This window comes from Rhizobium tumorigenes (assembly GCF_003240565.2).
Classification (GTDB): Bacteria; Pseudomonadota; Alphaproteobacteria; order Rhizobiales; family Rhizobiaceae; genus Rhizobium; species Rhizobium tumorigenes.
The window spans coordinates 41,514-60,011 of the sequence record NZ_CP117256.1 but is presented as its reverse complement, the minus strand read 5'-3'; the positions used below and the strand labels follow the sequence as shown (position 1 = coordinate 60,011).

The 18,498-nt window shown below is 58.5% G+C and carries 18 protein-coding genes; 13 read left to right on the top strand and 5 right to left on the bottom strand.

What is annotated here, in order from left to right:
* Positions 1–792: 792 nt before the first annotated feature.
* The 3 genes from PR017_RS18020 to PR017_RS18010 form a co-directional block, all read right to left on the bottom strand.
* On the bottom strand, positions 793–1,473 hold the full coding sequence (locus tag PR017_RS18020; RefSeq protein ID WP_111217299.1) for a thermonuclease family protein: 681 nt from the start codon (positions 1,471–1,473) through the stop codon (positions 793–795).
* A complete protein-coding gene (locus PR017_RS18015) occupies positions 1,473–1,787 on the bottom strand; it encodes a thermonuclease family protein (protein WP_279619544.1) in 315 nt (104 codons plus the stop codon). Before PR017_RS18015 ends, PR017_RS18020 begins: the two co-directional genes overlap by 1 nt.
* Before the next feature lie 224 nt (positions 1,788–2,011).
* Positions 2,012–2,506, bottom strand: coding sequence for a hypothetical protein (locus PR017_RS18010; protein WP_240538881.1), 495 nt, complete (start codon positions 2,504–2,506; stop codon positions 2,012–2,014).
* Between the two features lie 288 nt (positions 2,507–2,794).
* On the opposite strand from PR017_RS18010, the gene PR017_RS18005 reads away from it, so the two are divergent.
* Genes PR017_RS18005 through PR017_RS17945 form a run of 13 tightly spaced genes read left to right on the top strand, consistent with a single transcriptional unit; the run spans position 2,795 to position 15,604 of the window.
* A complete protein-coding gene (locus tag PR017_RS18005; RefSeq protein ID WP_240538880.1) occupies positions 2,795–3,700 on the top strand; it encodes a lytic transglycosylase domain-containing protein in 906 nt (301 codons plus the stop codon).
* A 15-nt stretch (positions 3,701–3,715) separates the two neighbouring features.
* Entirely contained in the window at positions 3,716–4,054 is a 339-nt protein-coding gene (locus PR017_RS18000; protein WP_111217295.1) for a TrbC/VirB2 family type IV secretion system protein, read from the top strand.
* Positions 4,054–4,353, top strand: coding sequence for a VirB3 family type IV secretion system protein (locus tag PR017_RS17995; RefSeq protein ID WP_111217293.1), 300 nt, complete (start codon positions 4,054–4,056; stop codon positions 4,351–4,353). Before PR017_RS18000 ends, PR017_RS17995 begins: the two co-directional genes overlap by 1 nt.
* Positions 4,354–4,358: 5 nt before the next feature.
* Positions 4,359–6,773: a VirB4 family type IV secretion/conjugal transfer ATPase gene (locus tag PR017_RS17990; RefSeq protein WP_111217382.1), complete on the top strand. Its 2,415-nt coding sequence runs from the start codon at positions 4,359–4,361 to the stop codon at positions 6,771–6,773.
* The gene (locus PR017_RS17985) at positions 6,770–7,852 is read left to right on the top strand and encodes a lytic transglycosylase domain-containing protein (protein ID WP_111217380.1); all 1,083 of its coding nucleotides are present in this window, start codon (positions 6,770–6,772) and stop codon (positions 7,850–7,852) included. The genes PR017_RS17990 and PR017_RS17985 overlap by 4 nt, the downstream gene beginning before the upstream one ends.
* 11 nt (positions 7,853–7,863) lie before the next feature.
* The gene (locus tag PR017_RS17980; protein WP_111217291.1) at positions 7,864–8,565 is read left to right on the top strand and encodes a type IV secretion system protein; all 702 of its coding nucleotides are present in this window, start codon (positions 7,864–7,866) and stop codon (positions 8,563–8,565) included.
* On the top strand, positions 8,555–8,770 hold the full coding sequence (locus PR017_RS17975) for a hypothetical protein (protein ID WP_111217289.1): 216 nt from the start codon (positions 8,555–8,557) through the stop codon (positions 8,768–8,770). Before PR017_RS17980 ends, PR017_RS17975 begins: the two co-directional genes overlap by 11 nt.
* A 2-nt stretch (positions 8,771–8,772) precedes the next feature.
* The gene (locus tag PR017_RS17970) at positions 8,773–9,780 is read left to right on the top strand and encodes a TrbL/VirB6 family protein (RefSeq protein ID WP_111217287.1); all 1,008 of its coding nucleotides are present in this window, start codon (positions 8,773–8,775) and stop codon (positions 9,778–9,780) included.
* Between the two features lie 33 nt (positions 9,781–9,813).
* The gene (locus PR017_RS17965; RefSeq protein ID WP_111217285.1) at positions 9,814–10,506 is read left to right on the top strand and encodes a VirB8 family type IV secretion system protein; all 693 of its coding nucleotides are present in this window, start codon (positions 9,814–9,816) and stop codon (positions 10,504–10,506) included.
* Entirely contained in the window at positions 10,503–11,315 is an 813-nt protein-coding gene (locus PR017_RS17960; RefSeq protein WP_425070043.1) for a TrbG/VirB9 family P-type conjugative transfer protein, read from the top strand. Before PR017_RS17965 ends, PR017_RS17960 begins: the two co-directional genes overlap by 4 nt.
* Positions 11,312–12,553, top strand: a complete 1,242-nt coding sequence (gene virB10, locus PR017_RS17955; protein WP_111217283.1) for a type IV secretion system protein VirB10 — start codon at positions 11,312–11,314, stop codon at positions 12,551–12,553. The genes PR017_RS17960 and virB10 overlap by 4 nt, the downstream gene beginning before the upstream one ends.
* Positions 12,516–13,547, top strand: coding sequence for a P-type DNA transfer ATPase VirB11 (gene virB11 / locus PR017_RS17950; RefSeq protein WP_111217281.1), 1,032 nt, complete (start codon positions 12,516–12,518; stop codon positions 13,545–13,547). The genes virB10 and virB11 overlap by 38 nt, the downstream gene beginning before the upstream one ends.
* Positions 13,544–15,604, top strand: coding sequence for a type IV secretory system conjugative DNA transfer family protein (locus PR017_RS17945; protein WP_111217279.1), 2,061 nt, complete (start codon positions 13,544–13,546; stop codon positions 15,602–15,604). Before virB11 ends, PR017_RS17945 begins: the two co-directional genes overlap by 4 nt.
* An 87-nt stretch (positions 15,605–15,691) precedes the next feature.
* Here the strand turns inward: PR017_RS17945 and PR017_RS17940 are convergent, their stop codons facing one another.
* The gene (locus tag PR017_RS17940; RefSeq protein WP_111217277.1) at positions 15,692–18,100 is read right to left on the bottom strand and encodes a relaxase/mobilization nuclease domain-containing protein; all 2,409 of its coding nucleotides are present in this window, start codon (positions 18,098–18,100) and stop codon (positions 15,692–15,694) included.
* Entirely contained in the window at positions 18,100–18,498 is a 399-nt protein-coding gene (locus tag PR017_RS17935; RefSeq protein WP_111217275.1) for a plasmid mobilization protein, read from the bottom strand. The genes PR017_RS17940 and PR017_RS17935 overlap by 1 nt, the downstream gene beginning before the upstream one ends.

The following is an 18,498-nucleotide window of genomic DNA, read 5'->3' as shown; positions in this document are numbered from 1 at the left end:
AGGTCGACGTCTTCGCATATTGTGGCAGCCTGTCCAGGTTTCCAAGCGTCGTTCCAGACAGACAAAATAGTCGAGCTCAGTGTTGGTAACGAGCGCGATGTCCAAGCCAACAGCGTGAGCGGCAAACACCTTGTCCGAACGATCTTTCCTCGGCTCGCTGGGAGCGAAGCGGGCCACAGGCTCGCGCCGCACCGGCGTCAAAGGAACTCCGGCAAGACCGTCGCTAACGATCGAGATCGAAAAAATGGCGTTTCGACGTTTTCGTCTCCTCGTCCAGAATATAAAAATAGTATGGCTGGCGCCGCCGGGGTCGGACGGAATATTCGTCAAAGATGCAGCTATTCCCCTTGCGGTAGACGCGCGTTGTCCCGTCCCCTGCCGATGCTCTCCTCTTGCCGTCACTGTCTTGGACCAACGAGCTGCCTCTGCACGAGGTTACCGTGCGCATGCACTGTGACTTGGCACTATCGGCACCGTGATTGTCGCCGATGTCAGGCAACGCGGCGGGCGACGTCCCGACAGGGCAATCCGCGTAGGCCTCATATCCTGGCTTGCCGGATCCACCCTCTGGACAAGTCGGCCACGCAAATCCCGGGCTCTTCATCGCCGAAATCAGCTTTTCCATCGGCGGATGGCACTCCGAGACGCTGTGCCATGACGGATCGGACGAGGCCGCACACAACAGCACTTCGCATCCCCAATCGCTCGATCGGGCTTCGTGCGACATCAACAAAGAGACCATCAGAAGAGCGAAAGCGATAAGACGGCTGGCCATTGGCACCTCCTCATAATTCAGCGATCGGTTCTTCGAGGAAGGCGGCGAGCGTCGGCAAAGGGTGGTGATATTTCACTCTCCCGTTCTGCCAGCAGGTGCATGTCGGCGAGCGGCCGACGCGCTGAGGTTCGATCGATTGCCTTGCGCCGCCACTCGTTCATATCCAGGACCAAACTGGACCACAGGCCATAGTGCGATGCCATGGCGATACGCTGAGCCTGCGCGTAGGATCCGGATGCAGGCTCCGTCGTGCGCGCCCAGCCGACACGAAGCATTTCGAGGCCGAGATCATGTCCCTGGACACTGCAACGGGCCCCAAGAGTTCCCTGCGTATCGTAGGAGACGCCCTTGCACCGAACGACCGCTCCCCGGGCGGCCCGCGTCAACCACGCCTTCGCCAGCGCGCCACACGGCAAGGGGATTAGAGCAGCGTCGTCTGCCGGCTTCGAAGCCTCGGCTTTGAACGCCCACTGCGGCAATTCGCATGTGTCTATCCCCGAGAGGCGAACTGTCGTGGAGGCCTGAGGATACCAAAGCGTTCGACCATCAACGACGGAAACTTGTCCCTCGATGACCGGATAGCGAACCGGAGGCGGAGCACTTGCCCGTGTTTCAAAAGGGGGTGCCAACCAATCGGCTGCAATCGCCGGCGTCGACACCATGAGCACTGACACCAGAAGCGTGGACGAAGGTTTCATCAAGGCTGATTCTCCCCCTTAATATTTGCGGCATGACTGAGCAGCAGGGATGGATGCTGAACATCGGGGAACTGCCAGAGACCGGCCTTGCGTCGTTTGGCGTCCTGCTCTGCGACGGCATAGGAAGAATTGATCGGCAGGCCGTTGGCATCCAGGGCGGCGAAGGCATAGCCCTCGCTGATCAGGGCAGTGGCAAGGTCGATAGTCTGTGTGCCCACCGTCGAGAAGCAGACGACATAGGACAGGGCCCCAACCCGCACCACAGGCGCGCATTGCGGATGGGTATCCTTGATGAAGGCAGCAAACACCGCCATCGATGCATCGCCGCAATCCCGGCGCTGGCCCGATCTGTTTATAAACGTGGTGCCCCGGATGCAAGATTGCACACCGTAGAGGCGAAACCTCTGCCCTCGATCGGACCAGCTCTCGCCGCCTTCCAGTGTGACATCGCTTCGCAGATCGAAATACCCAGGTGCGCCAAAGCAAGGCGCAAAGAGCGCTACCATGCTTCCCATCGCCAGCAGCCATAAGCGACCTATCATCGTGTTTTGTTCCTTGGATCTCCCCACATGCCGAAACCCGTTCGTCCGATTTGTTCGGCCTTCGCCAGGTCGGGGCGCATCAAGGATCCATCCGTCTTCTTGGACAATCGGAGTGCGCCGAGCGAAACGAGCTGTTCCTCGAAGTTGGCGATGTCATCGAGCGCTCCAGGATAATTGTAGTAGCCGAAACACGTGGCGTCCTGAACGGGTGCCTTTTCTTCCGAGAGGAAGGCACGGCAATAAATCACACGCGGCGACCGCAACATGACCGCCAGATGGTCAGTCGCGAAATCGGCGCAAGCGCCGGCGAAATTCTCCTGGCGGTTGACCATATCCCCTTGGCATGGCTCGAGTCCGTACAGGTGCAGCGTAACCTTGTCGTCGACGCGAATATCGAGGGGCGATACCGCCTTGAAACCGGCGACAGACGCGTACCCCCGGCGACCGACGACCTGCTGATTTCCATCATAATACTCGATGACCAAAACCATCTTTCCCGGTGCCGCGAGAGATCTGACATAGGCTTCATCGACGCTCCCCGCAGCGCGGGCCGGTGCTACCGCCACACCGAGTAAAGCCAATCCCAGGAAGCCGGCCTTTGAAGGGGTGACTAATTTTGGTTTCACGGGAACACCGCCAAAAGTTTTATTTCGGGTCTTTACATTTTCCGCTTTGAGGATAACACTAACTAAATCAGTTACCGCCTGTCAGTTGACACTAGCGGATTACGACAGACTTCTCAATGGCCCGCAGCTGAAATTTCCATTTAGGAGCAACTCGTGAGAATCGCGCTTCCAATGCTGTTTCTGCCAGTCCTGATCGCCTCCTACGCCGGTGCGACGCCCACTGAGTCGGCATTTTCTGCTGATTTTAAGGGATTTATTTGGGCGTCGCCGAGACTGAACGGGTCCCTTGCCCGGGGCCGCGCTGCATTATCTCAAGAAACCAATCAGGACGCTGCCGAATTTCGGATCAATCAAAATGGCGTCGCGGTCGCGAGCGAGGGGTCTCAGCCTGCGTCCAGCAAAGGTTACATATTTGGTCACTTCCGCCACTCTCGAAGCGTCGACCCAGAGTTGGCGTCGGGACAGATCTCGAAGACCATCGCGCAACAGAGAAGTGACCAAGTTAGTTCGTCTTTCGAGCCGCGCAAAGATGGGTCAGTTTGTGGACCATCGCGATTTTCGCCTGATGAGATTGCGGGACTGGTTGCCCGCAGCGCGATGAGATACGGCGTCGATCCGGATTTCGCCGAGGCAATTGCTTGGACTGAAAGTCGCTTCAACCGACAGCGCAACAGTCCGAAAGGCGCTCGCGGCCCCATGCAACTGGTTCCCGAGACCGCCGCACGTTTCGATGTCGCCGATATCTGCGATCCCATTGCCAATATCGATGGCGGAATGCGCTATCTCCGGTCGCTGATAGACAGGTTCGGCAATCCGCTTCTTGCCGCGGCCGCCTACAATGCCGGCGAAGGCAGGATATATGAGCATAACGGTATACCGCCCTATGGGGAGACCGTTCGCTATGTCGCGGAGGTGGTCAATTACCAACTCGGCCTCTCAGGACCCACAAAATCCCTGGTGATCAATACCACGCCTCGACAGCGGCCCGCTCAAGCCAGTTCGTCTGATGTCGGGACGTCCCGCGCCGCCAAATTTGTCAGCGGCGTCATGCAATTTTGAACGAAGGAGATAACAATGACCATCCGTATTTCCCGCCACCAAGCCCGCGCGTTGAAGCTTCTCACTCTGTGCGCAATCGTTTTGGTGACCCAAGGCGTGGCCGCCGATCTTGCAATGGCCCAGGCGACCAATCAGGCGTTCGCGCCGCTGCAAACAGTCGTCCAGGCTGTCGTGGACTTCATAACGGGACCATTCGGACGGTTGGTCGCCATCATCGCGGTGATCGGCCTCGGTTTCCTGGCCTTTGCCGGCCGCCTCAGCTGGTTCACCGCCGGCGCTGTCGTCCTTGGCATCGGCCTCGTCTTCGGCGCACCGGCGATTGTCGATCAGTTGATCAGCACCGTGGGAAACTGATGATGGCTCTCGAAACGGAAAAGCCGGCGCTCACGCCGTTGATCATCGGATTGACGCGTTCGCCTACCCTTTGGGGCGTGCCCTACATGGCCATTGTTGTGATTACCGGGCTGACCATTATCGCCTGGCTTGCCATCAATCAGGCCTGGGCATTGCTGACTGCGCCGAGCGCCTATGCGATGCTTTTCACCCTGTGCTCGTGGGATAGCCGGATCCTCGATGTTCTCCAGGTCTCAACACGCCTGACGCCGAAGACGGCAAACAAGGCCTTTTGGGGCGCCAATTCCTACGGGCCGTGAACACCATGCTGAAGGTCATCCGCGAGGAACTCGGATTTGGGATCGTGGGGCATCGCGAGCGGCCCATGGCCACGCATATTCCCTATGTCCGCCATGTCGCCGATACAGTGATCAAGCTCGAGAGCGGCGCCATCCTGTCCGTGATCAAACTCGACGGGCTGTTCTTTCAGACAGAGGATCAGGCCGAGCTCAACATGCGTTCGGTCGTTCAAAACACGATGCTCCGCGCACTTGGCTCCAGTCGATTTTCGGTCTGGTCCACGGTTGTACGACGCCGGGTCGAAGCGGAGATCGATGGCGCGTTCGAGGATCCTTTTGCGTCTCTGCTCGATCGGCGATACCGCGCACAGCTTTGCAACAAGCGGATGTTCGTCAACGAGATCTACTTGAGCGTCATTCGCACGGGACTGCGCGGCGCATTGGCTGCGGGCGATCGCTTTCGGAAGTTGATCGACAAGATCGGCGGCAGGCAGGCGGAAGCATTCGATCAGCGGGAGGCCATAGCGGAACTGGAAGAGCTGGTCGCAAATATGGTTCGCGACCTCCACAAATACGGGGCAAGGCCGTTGGGCATTGCCTATCGCCAAGAGGAACCTTACTCCGAGCCCTCAGAATTCTTCAATATCCTGCTGACCTGCGGTGTGCCCCGCCGGATGCGCCTGCCCCGAATGGGCCTTGCAAACTTCCTTGGCACCTCTCGCCTGCACTTCTCCCGCAGAACCTTACAAGCACAAGGATCCACCAAGGCGGACGATCGCTTCGGCGCGATGCTCTCAATCAAGGAATATCCGCCGTTTACAGGTCCGGGCATGCTCGACGGGCTGTTGCAAGTCAGTCACGAATTTGTTCTCACCCAGTCCTTCACGATTACCGACAAACCGATAGCACAGGAGCGTATCAGCCGGCTGAAGCGCCAGATTGCGGCGTCCGACGAAGCCGGCAGCGACGTCGAGAACGACATCGATTTTGCCTTGAACAGCCTTCTGAATCAGGAGGCGGTGTTCGGCTTCCATCATCTGACCTTGCTTTGCCTGTCGCGAGATCTGGATGGCCTCAACAAATCTGTCTCTGACCTCGGCGCCTGCCTCACCGACATGAACATCAATTGGCTTCGCGAGGATCTCAATCTCGAGGCCGGGTTCTGGGCGCAGCTTCCGGGAAACCATTCTTACATCGCCCGCAAGGCGTTGCTTTCCAGTGCCAATTTTTCAGGCCTCTCCTCGATGCATAACTTCGCATCGGGACAACGGGAGGGTACCCATTGGGGCACGCCTATCACGGTTCTCGAGACGACCAGCCAGACCCCTTACTGGTTCAACTTCCATCGCCGCGATATCGGTCATTTTCTGGTCACCGGCCCGACCGGTTCCGGCAAGACCGTGGTTCTGACATTCCTTCTGGCGCAAGGATTTCGGGTAAAGCCGACCCCTCGAGCGGTGTTTTTCGACAAGGACCGCGGCGCGGAGATATTCGTCCGGGCGATGAGCGGGAGCTATGAAGTGCTGACACCCGGGACGGCGACGGGCTTCAACCCGCTCCAGCTCGACAACACGGGTCCCAATCGAGAGTTTCTCTTCCGACTGCTGAAAGCCATGCTGCGTCGGGGCGCAGCGAAGGACTTCGATCAGGAGGAGGAAGACATCCTGGAACGCGCGCTCCTGCGCGTGATGCAGGAGCCTGCAGCACAGCGTAATCTGGCGAACCTCGCGGGGCTGCTGATCGGCCGGTCAAGGTCGGATCCCAACGATCTTCATGCGCGTCTGAGACCCTGGGTGGAAGGCGAGAAGGCGTGGCTCTTCAATGCGCCGCACGACGTACTGTCTTTCGACGACCACCACATCTTTGGTTTCGACATGACAAGTATCCTCGACAGCGACGAGGTGCGCACGCCGGCACTGATGTATATTTTCCATCGATTGGACGCGCTCCTCGACGGCCGGCCGGTCATGATCTTCCTGGACGAAGGTTGGCGATTGCTGAAGGATCCAGTCTTCAGCGACTTTATCGTCGACAAGATGAAGACGATCAGGAAGCTCAATGGCATCGTCGGCTTTGGAACCCAATCCGCAGCCGATATTGCCCGCTCACCGGCGTCGCATACATTGATCGAGCAATCCGCGACCAACATCCACTTCCCCAATCCACGGGCCGACGAAGAAAGCTATGTCGTCCGCTTCGGGCTGACCGCGAAGGAATTCAGCTTCATTCGCAACACGCCGCTGGAACGGCGAACATTTCTGATCAAGCATGGCAGCGACAGCGTCATCGCAGGCCTCGATCTAGGCGGCATGCCCGATCTCATCAAGGTTCTCTCGGGGCGCAAAGAGACAATCGAGGAATGTGCGCGTTTGCGTGAGCGGTACGGGGACAATCCCGCCGGTTGGCTATGCGCGTTCTGCGGCTGGGATTCCGAGCCATGAGGAGCGCGACCTTTCCCGTGTTGATCCTGTCCGCATTGTGCGCGCCGCTGCTTGCCTATGCGGATGTGCCCGTGCGTGACGATACCAACCGAAGGCAGGACCAGAAACGGGCTGAAACGACGACTTCGATCGAAAAGGCAGACAAGGACCGATCGACGATCCACGCTTTGGTCAACTGCTCCATGTTTCGAAGAGGCAGGTCCAACGATCCCGTTTCGGCCGCCGAGGCGAACCCGGAGATTTCCGGGCTTGTGCGCAGGATCGCACGCGAAGAAGGTGTCGACGAAAATCAGTTTCTCGCCCTCATCTATCAAGAGAGCCGCTTCAACCCTTGCGCAAAATCGCAGGCAGGCGCCACCGGTCTTGCACAGCTGATGCCCGGCACCGCCGCGCAGCTCGGTGTCGACGCGAACAACATCGAAGACAATCTGCGTGGCGGCGCCCGCTATTATAAGGAGCAGCTGATGCGCAATGGTGGAAACGTGTCTCTGGCGCTTGCCGCCTACAATTCAGGGCCGGGCAATGTCGATAAATATGGCGGCATCCCACCATTCAAGGAAACCGAAGGCTACGTTGCCAGCATCACCCAGAAATGGTTGCCTGCCTTCGCAGGTTCCGACAAGTCCGGCATACCGGTGAATTATGGTGGGGGAGAAACCGCCTACAGCCATATGCGCGACGCGACACTGACCGCGATGGAAACGACGGCCGCCGCCAGCGAGAGTCTCTCCAACGTTTCGAGCTGGTACCAGCAGCTTGGCTCCCTGCAGACTAGCACGATCCAGGACAGCTGGGACCACAACTCGGCCGCGCGCAATGCCAATCTGGAGATGATGAACATGGTGATCAAGCTCGAGGCCAGCCTCTCCGATCTTGTCAATTCGCGCAATGGCGTCTTGCTGTCGAGCCTGTCGAGTTCGTCTCGCTCGACCGCCTCTGCCCGTGACGACGGCAGGTCGCGAGATCCGCCGGTGCTCTGCGACACAGCGCAAGGCCTCGTGTGGAGTGATGGACGTCAGGCCTGCGTCAAGCCGATCCAGACCGGCGACCAGATTCAGCTGATGCTGCAAACGCAGTGAGGAGACAAATGATGAGACACGCATTCTTTGTATTCATCGCCATCGTCGTGATGACACGGTTCGCTTATGCCGATGTCCCCGTCATCGACAGGACCAACTACAAGATTGCCAAGCAGACCGCGGATACGACCGACCGCATCCTCGATACCAATAAAAATATCCTCTCCACGGTCGAGGAGACCCTGAAGGCCGTCACCGGCGATCGCGGTCGCACCGCACAGCCTTTGCAAAATCTCGCTATCGGAGAGGGGTTCAGCGTGTCCTCCATGCCCTCCTTCGACAGCATCCTCAAAGACGGCGTGCCGAATTTCGGGAACATGAGCAGCGATGTCGCCAAGGCTGCCTCAACCTTCATCAATGACCTGCAGCTGGTGAAATCCCTGTCTGGAAGGGAGAACAGCGACCTTTCCGGTGACAAGTCCTATGAACAGCTCGTCAATACCGTGCTCGGTGTCTCCGCGCTGATTACGGGTTCCCAGAAGGCCATCGAGACCCGGCGATCGTCCTTCGAGCGGGCTGGGCAACAGATCGGAAAGGCTGACGACATCAAGGGATCGATCGACCAGAACACCCAGATTCAGGTTCAGTCTGGCCTCACCCTCAACGAGATGATCGGAGTGATGAACGGCGCCGTGACATCCCTGCAAGCCGAGAACCAGCGCCGCCTGACGGATATTTCCAACAGCAAGAAGTCACTGAGCTATGGCAACTGATGGCGTGCGGGCTGCGCTGGCCGTCATCCTCTTGGCGGCACTCCCGTCGGGCTGCGCCGCTCTCAAGGACAGGACCGCGCCCTGCAAACGGCCGGCAGGGCTATCCTCCTACGCCGCAGATCCGCGCAGGGAATGCGGCCCGATGCATCCGATCAATGATCCAAGCCTGGCGTTTGCAGCCATTGGCGTGATCGACGGAGAATAGACATGCAGGATTTCCTGGGCGACCTTCTGGATAGAATAGAAAACTCCGGGACCAGCTTTTCCGAAAAGGCCTATACGATCGTCGGCAACGAAATCCTGCCCCTCCTCAAGGTCATGCTTGTCGTCTACGTGGCCTATTACGGTCTCCAGCTCCTCATGGGAACAGCCCGCATCAGCGTCGCAGAGATCATAAGCCGCATTGTCCGGATGATGATCATCATCGCGCTGGTCCGTTCCTGGAGCAATTTCAACGATTTCATCTACAGGTGGATCAACACCATGCCGGAAGACGTCGGCAAAGCCATCCTCAGCGCGTCCGGAACCGGGATCGCCGAGCCGACAAATGGCCTGTCGATGATCTGGGAAACGGCGAACAAGGCTGCATCCGCCTTTGCCGAGCAGTCCGGTTACTTCTCCATTCTGCCAAGCATGATCGGCACCCTCATCATGATTGGGGCCGCTTTGTTCATTGCGGTGGCTCTTGCAATTCTCATACTGGCCAAGGTGATGCTGTGGGTGCTGATCGGCACATCTCCCATCTTCATTTCCTGCATGCTGTTCGATCGAACGCGCGTCTATGGGTTGGGGTGGTTCAATCAGGTCCTGACTTACGCCCTCATCCCCCTGTTTGTGTACGTCATAGCGGCATTCCTCATCGCCGCCATGAACCCGGAACTCAGTAAGATCGATGTCGCAAGCGGCACACGAACACTCACCCTGGCAGATGTGGCGGGTTTTCTCCTGCTCTGCGCAGCCGGGGCATTCGTGATGTTATACATTCAGTCCTTGGGCCAGGGTATCGCCGGCGGAATTTCTGCTGGAGTTGGTAACGCGGGCAGTGCGGTTGCGCGTCGGCTGCTGCGTCGGGCACCTGCCGCCGGGGCGAGAACGGTCGCGGGTGTTGCGGGCTTTGTGGTCCGCCCGGCAAAGCGCGATCCAAGCCATGACAGCGTCAGTTCCGCCAGAGCGGCAATGCAATCCAAGATCAGTGAGCACAGCATGCCTCGATAGGCATGTGCTGCTCGTTCGAAAGCATGGGGAACGATGGCAGATCCAAGAGACATCAAACTCATATCCTACTACCAGAGCGGCGATATCTGGGAGCAGGAAATCGTGAAGCGGGCGAAACGCTCGCGCTCGCTTGCCTGGTTTGTCACCATGATCTTTGCGGGCATAACCATCCTGAGCCTGCTTGCATTGGTCATGTTGGTGCCGCTCAAAACCTTCGAGCCCTACATCGTCGAGGTCGACAAGAACACAGGCTACTTGGAGGTCAAGTCCGGTCTTACACGACCGACCAACCTGACCGAACAGCAGGCGATCACACAGGCAAACATCGTGCGCTACATCCGTGCACGTGAAGGCTACGATCCCTACGCAATCGAGCAGAACTTCGGTATCGCCGCACTTCTCTCGACAGGCAAGGCAGCGTCCGACTTGCAGGATCTCTACAGTGCCGCAAATGTCAAAAACCCAGCTCGGACTTACGGGAAAAATAAGCGTATCACCACCGAGATTGCTTCCGTGACCTTGCCAAACAGCAGCACAGGCATCGTTCGCTTTGCAACCTATGAAACGTCCGACAGCGAGACGATTCCCCGGCACTGGATAGCTGTCGTCCGCTATCGGTACACAGACACACCGGCGACGAACGAATGGCGGTTCGAAAACCCTCTCGGTTTCCAAGTCTACGACTATCGACGCGATCAGGAGACTGTCACGGAGGGCAATCCATGAGAGCCACCCTCCTTCGCCTGGTGGCCGCAACCCCTCTGGTCATGGTTGGCCCTGTCAACGCCCTGCAGACACCAGTCGCCGGCCGCCTCGATCCACGCGTCACAAGCGTCGTCTATCAGCCCAACAACGTCGTGAAGGTATTTGCCACATACGGGATCTCGACCATGATCATCTTTGACGAAGACGAGAAATTCGAGACCATCGCGCTTGGAGACACAGAAAGCTGGGATGTCGTCCCGACCGACAAGGGTAATATCCTCTTCGTCAAGCCAAAGGGCAGGAACGTCACGACCAACCTCAACGTCGTCACCAACAAGCGGATCTACTACCTCGAGCTCAACGATTTTGCGCCCGACGCAGGAAAGAAGGTGTTCGGCATCCGGTTCATATATCCGGAAAAGGATTTGAACGCCTCATTGCGGAAGGAGGCGGAGGAGCGTGCTGCAAGTCCAAACATTTCAGACATCGACAAGACAAACGTCAATATAGATTATTCTTTTTCCGGCAACGGGCTCAAGCCGGCCATGGTTTTTGACGATGGAAGGAAAACCTTCTTTAAATTTGGTCACAAGGTGCCGGCCATTTTTGTCGTCAATTCAGATTTTTCGGAAACCCTCCTCAACTATCGACGGGAACGTGAGTACATCGTCGTCGATGGCACAGCGACCCAATTTACCCTGCGTGACGGGACGACCTGGACCTGCATCTTCAATCTCAGAAAGCCTGATTTCGGTGCTCCCGATCCGAATATCATGGCCCCGCTCCACGACGAGAAGGCACGCGCACGCAAATGGAGCGGCAACGGATGAAGTCGGCACCTGAACTTGAAGCCATGATGGCAGCCGATGCGACGGAAATTGAGGACAAGCGCGCGCGCACAAAGCAGGTCTTCGGCAGCGCCGCCCTGTTGCTGGGTGGTGCAGCGCTTGCCTATGCGATCGTCTTTGCACCTCAAAGGCAAGCGCGCGATGTCATGAACGGCGATGAGGAATTTTCGACCACCACCTTCCGGCCGCCTTCTTTTCTGCGGGAACAGGACAAGCCGCCTGAAAGACAGCCGGAGCCCGTCATCAAACTTCCCGATCCGCCGCCGGCCCCGAAACAATCCGACACGACTGAATTCGAAGTCCCGCCGCCTCCCGGGGAAATACAAACGGACGACGCCGCGCCGCCCGCAGAAACACCCAAGGTCGAAGAGTTTCCAAAGCGCTTCCTTTCCAAGCAGGTCATAATCGACTCAGCTAAGGCCGATAGTGCGAACGGGTCTCTGGGATCGGGCGCCGAGAGTGGTCCTACGGTCGCTGGTGAAGATCGCAACAGCAAGTTCCTTGCAAACGCGTCTGCCATCGGCGATCGGGCAGCGAAGGCACGGCAGATTGCGCGCATCGATGCGATGATACCGGAGGGGACGTTGATCCCGGGAATTCTGGAGACTGCTATCAACAGCGATTTGCCTGGCCAGATCCGGGCAATCGTTTCGCAGGATGTCTATTCTTTCGATGGACGCCGTATCCTGATACCGACGGGAACGCGCCTGATCGGCGAGTATCAGTCAGACGTTACGAGAGGTCAAAAGCGCATCTTTGTAATCTGGACGCGCCTCCTGCGCGACGATGGCGTATCGGTGCGATTGAACAGCATCGGGACAGACAGCCTGGGTCGCTCAGGCTTGACCGGCTTGATCGACAACAAATGGCGCGAGCGGTTCGGGTCGGCTATCCTTCTGTCCATTGTCGGCGCCGGCTCCAGCTATCTCACCGGTTATGGAAGCGGTCAGTATAACAACGGCAGCAGCGAAACCAATTCCGATCGCGCTGCGGACCTCGCCCGGGAGACGATCGCCCGCACCTTTTCCGACATGGCCAATCAGGCCTTGGGTGAGAACGTGAAGATCCCGCCGACGATCTCCGTCGCCCAGGGTGAGCGGATTTTTGCCTATGTCCGTCAGGACCTCGACTTCTCGGCGATGTATCCGGATCCGGTCGAGGAGGCGTTGAAGGAGATCAAGCATGAGCGAGGCATTCGCCAGGCGGCATCCGGACGATAGCGGCCCTCTGTATTTTCTCGGGCGAGCACTGGCGCCGATCGCGCCGTTCCTCACCGATCCCGATGTGGTGGAAGTCTCCATCAACCGGCCAGGGGAGGTGTTTGTTGAGCGCCTGGGCGCCGCAGCAATGGAGCACCATTGCATTTCGGAGCTTTCGTCCACCGAGATCGAGCATATCGGGGAGCGTGTCGCCGGTGTCACCCATCAATTCATCAGCCGGGCAAGCCCGATCCTCAGCGCTGCCTTGCCCACGGGCGAGCGCATCCAGATCGTCCTTCCGCCCGCAGCACCCGACGGCGGCGCAATCTCCATTCGCAAGCAGGTGCGGAGCAGTTTCACGCTGGAAGATTACCGCGACAATGGCGGGCTGGAGCGCGTCGCGATTGCCCGCGGCGGCGGCCTGAACCATATAGAGCAGGGCCTTATGCAACGGCTTGACGACGGAGACATCTATGCATTCATCGATGCCGCTATCCGAAATCGTGTCTCCATCCTGATTAGTGGCGGGACTTCGTCCGGCAAGACGACGTTCCTCAATGCCTGCCTTCGATCAATAGACCATCGCGAGCGCATTCTGACGTTGGAAGACACCCGGGAACTGTTTCCGCCCCAACGCAATGTCGTGCATCTGCTGGCATCCAGAGGAGATCAGGGAACGGCGCATGTCACGATCCAGAGTTTGCTCGAAGCCTCGTTGCGCATGCGACCCGATCGGTTGTTCGTCGGCGAGATCCGGGGTACCGAGGCCTTTGCCTTTCTTAGAGCCATCAATACCGGCCATCCCGGCAGCATGTCGACCGTGCATGCCGATACCCCGCTTGGGGCCTATGAGCAACTCGCCATGATGATGATGCAAGGTGGCATGTCCGCCGGCTACAACAAGCAGGATCTCATGTCCTATATCCAGATGGTCATCCCGATCGTGATCCAGCTACGGCGGGACGGCGGCAAGCGCGGCATCTCGGAGATCTTTTATGCGCGGTCAGGCCGGTGAGCCGCTCATATCAATTCATCTATCTGACATTTTGTCTGCTGACCGCCACGGCGGTTTGGATGATTGCATACGGCGTCGCCTTGGAGCTCATCTATAAGGACGGCCGCATTCTGCATCTGACGGTGACGAGCAACCCTTTCGCTCCGTTTCAACAGATCTGGCTCTACCCAAACAACAGGAACCTCCAGATCGCAGCGTTGATGGCTCTTGTTCCGGCAAGCCTTCTGTCGGTGGCCGTTGGGGCGTTTGGGCTGCGCCGCCCGACCAACCCACTTGGCGACGCGGCATTTCAAAATCTGGCGACCCTTCGGCACGGAAAATGGCTGCGCAAGGAAGGCCTAGTCGTCGGCCGTCTTGGCAGGCATATTCTTCGTCGGCAGGACGATCGCCATCATCTCGTTGTCGGTCCGACACGCTCGGGCAAGGGGGTCGGTTACGTCATTCCCAATGCGCTGACACATCAGGGTTCAATGCTTGTGACAGATCTCAAGGGCGAGATTTACAAGCATACGGCTGGTCATCGGAAAGCGGCAGGCCATCAAGTATATCTGTTCTCGCCCGGATCTGCGCGAACCCATCGCTGGAATCCGCTCGACTTTGTGCGGGCCGATCGAGGCAATCGGACGATCGATATTCAGAACATCGCCAGCATTCTGATCCCCGAGACCATTGGCTCCGACAATGCGGTCTGGCAGGGCACGGCCCAGCAGGTGATCGCCGGCATCATCAGCTATGTGCTGGAAAGCCGGCACTACAAGGGCCGGCGCACGCTTGGCGAGGTAAGCAGTATCCTGAACGCTGGCGTCGACTTACAGGTCCTGATGAAGCTCGTCGTCGAAACCGAGCCGGATTTGTCGCGATTCACGACAGATAGCTTCAACGCCTATATATCCTTGAACGAGCGCGCCGCTCGTTCGGCACTCCTCGACATTCAAAAGGCAATGCAGCCGTTCCGCAACGAACGTGTGATCGCAGCAACCAGTGTGACGGAAATCGACCTTGCATCGATGCACCGCAAGCCGGTGACCGTCTATCTGGCTCCCAATATCACGGACGTTACCATTCTGCGCCCGCTTCTGAGCCTCTTCGTGCAACAGGTGATGGACCTTTTGACACGCCAGCATAACCCGGACGCCCTTCCCGTCTATTTTCTGCTCGACGAATTCCGGCAGCTGAAGAGAATGGATGAGATCATGAACAAGCTACCCTATGTCGCCGGCTATAATATCAAGATGGCTTTCATAATTCAGGATCTAAAGAATCTAGATGAGATCTACGGCGAGACCGCCCGTCATTCCCTGCTTGGAAACTGCGGCCTTCAGATTATCCTTGGCGCAAACGATCAGGCGACGGCAGACTACGCCTCGCGGGCGCTGGGGAAACGCACAATTCGCTATTATTCGCAATCGCGCACCCTGGAACTGATGGGGCTACCGCGCAGAACCAAGGTCGAGCAGATCCGAGAAAGAGACCTTATGATGCCCCAGGAAGTCAGACAAATGCCGGAGGATCGCCTGATCATATTGGTCGAGGGCCAAAGACCCATCCTCGCGGAGAAGCTGAAATATTTCGACGCTGAGCCGTTCAAAGGCGCCGCCGCATATTCAAAGGAAAATCAGCCTGACATTCCGGATGTCGAGTTCTTATCACCCCGTCCTGTCCCGGCAGCACAAGCCAGTTATGGACAAGAACACGCCGATAATCTTGACCTTTCAGTCATGGCTGCGGTCGCTCAGCCGCCGCAAAAAGCAGGTCCAACCGAAGATATTGTCGTTGCAAAGGCGATCATCCAGATGCCCCTTCCCGGGGAAAAAATATTGGCAGAACGGCACCAGAACCGGCCTAACAGATCCAAGGCGGGATCCGCAGATGGGCTCGAAGACGATTTGAACGCGACGGCAAAGGCACTTGAGACGGCGATCTCAAAGGCCGCTGGCCGCAAGAGCCGGACGCCTTCGCAACGCCGCAGCATCGAAGAAATCTTTCGACAGACTGTTCCAGATCCAGCCGATGTCGGTCTCGATCCGGCGCAACGAATTGTCTCGAACGAAGATTGAAATATCCAACTCAACCGACGAGTGGAACAAAAATTTGTCTTCGCAGCCAACGACGCGCGGGACCACCTCCGTTCTGCCTGGGATCCTCTACCGCTCACCATCATCCAGATAGCGTTCTTTTCTCTCGTCCACCTCGCGCTGCAGCGCCTCCAGACGAGGTACAGGCTTGGCCGGATCAGCGCGGGTCGTATCGCCCGGCGCGGGGGATACGCGCTCTTCTCGGAGAGCGTGATGCTTGTTTTCGGCTTGGCCCTCAACTTCCTGCCGTCCCCCTGCAGGATTCTGTCGCTCCCCAACCAGAGAATCCTTAGAATGCGCCTGGCTGGGTATTGGACCGTCGTCCGACTGACGATGGGTGGCACTCCGCTCCCTGGAGCGCTCCGCGGCTTCGATTGCGATACGGAGCTCGCCATCAACTTGCGCTATCTCACGGATAAGGCCGTTGCCCGCTGCTCCGAGCTCTCCGGCACGAGCCATCTCGGCTTCCAGGTTTAATCTGAGAGATTGCCTGTCGGCCTTTATTTCTCCAGCATCCGCGCGTTCGATCCTTTCGCGCGCATATTCCACGTCAAGCATGATTTTGTTGGCGGCCTCCACCGCCTGGAGACCGTGGCGAGACACGGCTTCATCCCAGGCCTTGTTTTCATCGCCTCGATCTTGATGTTGATGTTGATGTTGACGATCTGGCTCCCGTCGAACCCCCCGGCCAATTTCCTGCTCCCGCAGCTCCATCAGTTCGCGATGGACATTGACGTGGGCGCGCGCAGCTCGGGCAATCTCATCGAAGTCCGGGAACTGGTCGGCCGGCGCTATTCGCTCTGCATGAAACAGAGCCGTCTCGACCCTCTTTTCATAGGATTCGAATTCCGAACGCGACATTTGGCGCATTTCATCACCCTCCGAAACTATAGTCATCAGTGTAACCAGATCAGTCCTCGCCTGCGAACGCGGATGGTCGGATGGGCCGGCGTGCGCAACACGCCGCTCTCCACTCATTTCCTGCTCCCCGAGACGAAGAAGCTGAGCCTTTGCGAAGGAGACGACGGTGTCGCTGCCACCCTTCTCCGCCACCTCTGCCCAGGCCCTGCGCGCCGCGTGCATATAAGAGCGGCTCTGCTCGGAGCGCGCGAAGGCGCGGGCGTCGCCGCACTTGGCATCGTAGCGGCCTTGGGCTGCCTCGCTTGTGCCTTCATGTTGCGTTCTCCCAAGAGTGCTTATGGGACGGACCTGCCCCCGGCGATAGGCGGCCGCAGCAGCGCGTTCGCGACGATCGGTCATCTCCATCCTAATTCCCTGCTCGCGGGCTTTCTCAGCCATGCCTTCCCGCCATCGTCGAAACGACTGGATCGTCGTCTCGATGCGGTCGCCGAAGTCCGAGCGCATCGCCACGATCGCATGTACATGGACGTGCGGGCGCTTGCCGCCCGCCTGTTCGGGCTTCGGGTCTTTGACCGGATCGTGAATGGAAAAGACATACCGGTGTCCATCGAACTGCGCTGACAGAAACTCACGCGAAGCGCTATGGAACGCGGCAATATCCGTTCCCGGCCGCGCCGACAGGATCAGATGCATGACATCGCGCGGCTTGCGGCCGTGAAGCTGCTCCCGCCAGACCTTCTGTACGAGGTCACCCGCGGCCTTGGCGTCAGCGACGGCTTTTCCTGTGTCCTCCTCGACTCGACCGCCATGTTTCTCGACGAGCGTGCGCAGACGGCGGGTACCGTAATCTGTCCCGTTGCCGTAACCCGTAAATTGGAAACGCACGGCTTCGGGTATCCCAGCACCCCCGCGTTTCAACTGTCGGGCCTCCTCCATCCGCAACTGCACGATCCGGGACGCTTTTGCGTCCCCTGTCAGGCGCTCTCCGCCTGGGCTTCTCAGGACAACCAGTCCCTCGACGTCGTAGCCCGAACCGTCCGTCCGAGGTGATACGGCAAAGGCAAACGAACGATCGCCCACGGCCCACTTGATAATTTTACGGCCGAGGGCGTGATGACGATCGCCTTCGTCCACCCTGGTTTCGACCGCGATCCGAAACGATGCGATGTCGCGGCTCTCGGCACGGTTTTTCATCAGGTGATCCCATTCGGCAGCGATCGAGGCGAGCGCGTGACGACCATGCAACTTTTCTCCTCGCTCGTTCTCGAGCTCCACTTCACCGTTACGGGCAATGTAGTTGACCATCGCCCCGAACCGACTGCCGCCCCCGTACGACGCCATCTTGACCACGGCTGGCTGGCTCCCGGCGGCAACCTCGGTCAACCGCATCTTCATGGTGCGCGCGGATGAGCCAATCCCCACCCCCGAAGGCCCGAGACCAGCCGTCCTCCTGCGAGAGAACGGCAAGCCATTCGGACCTGTCGCAACGACAGAAGCACTGCGCCGACGCCGTCCCTCGTCGTCGACTGGCTTGCGCTTGCCGAGGGAAAGGTCGTGCAGGAAGGCAGCGCGCTTGCGCTCCCACTCAGTCGTGAACGCTCCAAAAAACAGTTCCATTACGGTGCCCCGCTTTGTTTTCTAGCGATGCGGGCCGTATAGCGATCAAGCTCGAAAGCGACTGCCGCAAGTGCCGGCCATAGGCGCGCGACCGCTTCGGACAGATCAGTCTTTGCCGGGCCGGCGCCGTGATTGGCAGCGCGGGCTAGCCCGTTCAGGTTCACACCTATTGCTCTCAACTCCGATCGGATCAGCGCCAGAACCGCGCGATCCTCATCGGTCAGAAACGGCAAAACCCCTGCCCCGTCTAGGCTCAGCGACCGCAGAAAGCCCGAGACCGTCATTCCAGCCGATGCGGCCGCGTGTTCGATCGCGGCAAATTCAGAGGAACTGTACCGGGCATGGACAACCTTTTCCCGCCCGCCCGCGGGTCGATGCGCGGCGATCTTGGCGGCCAT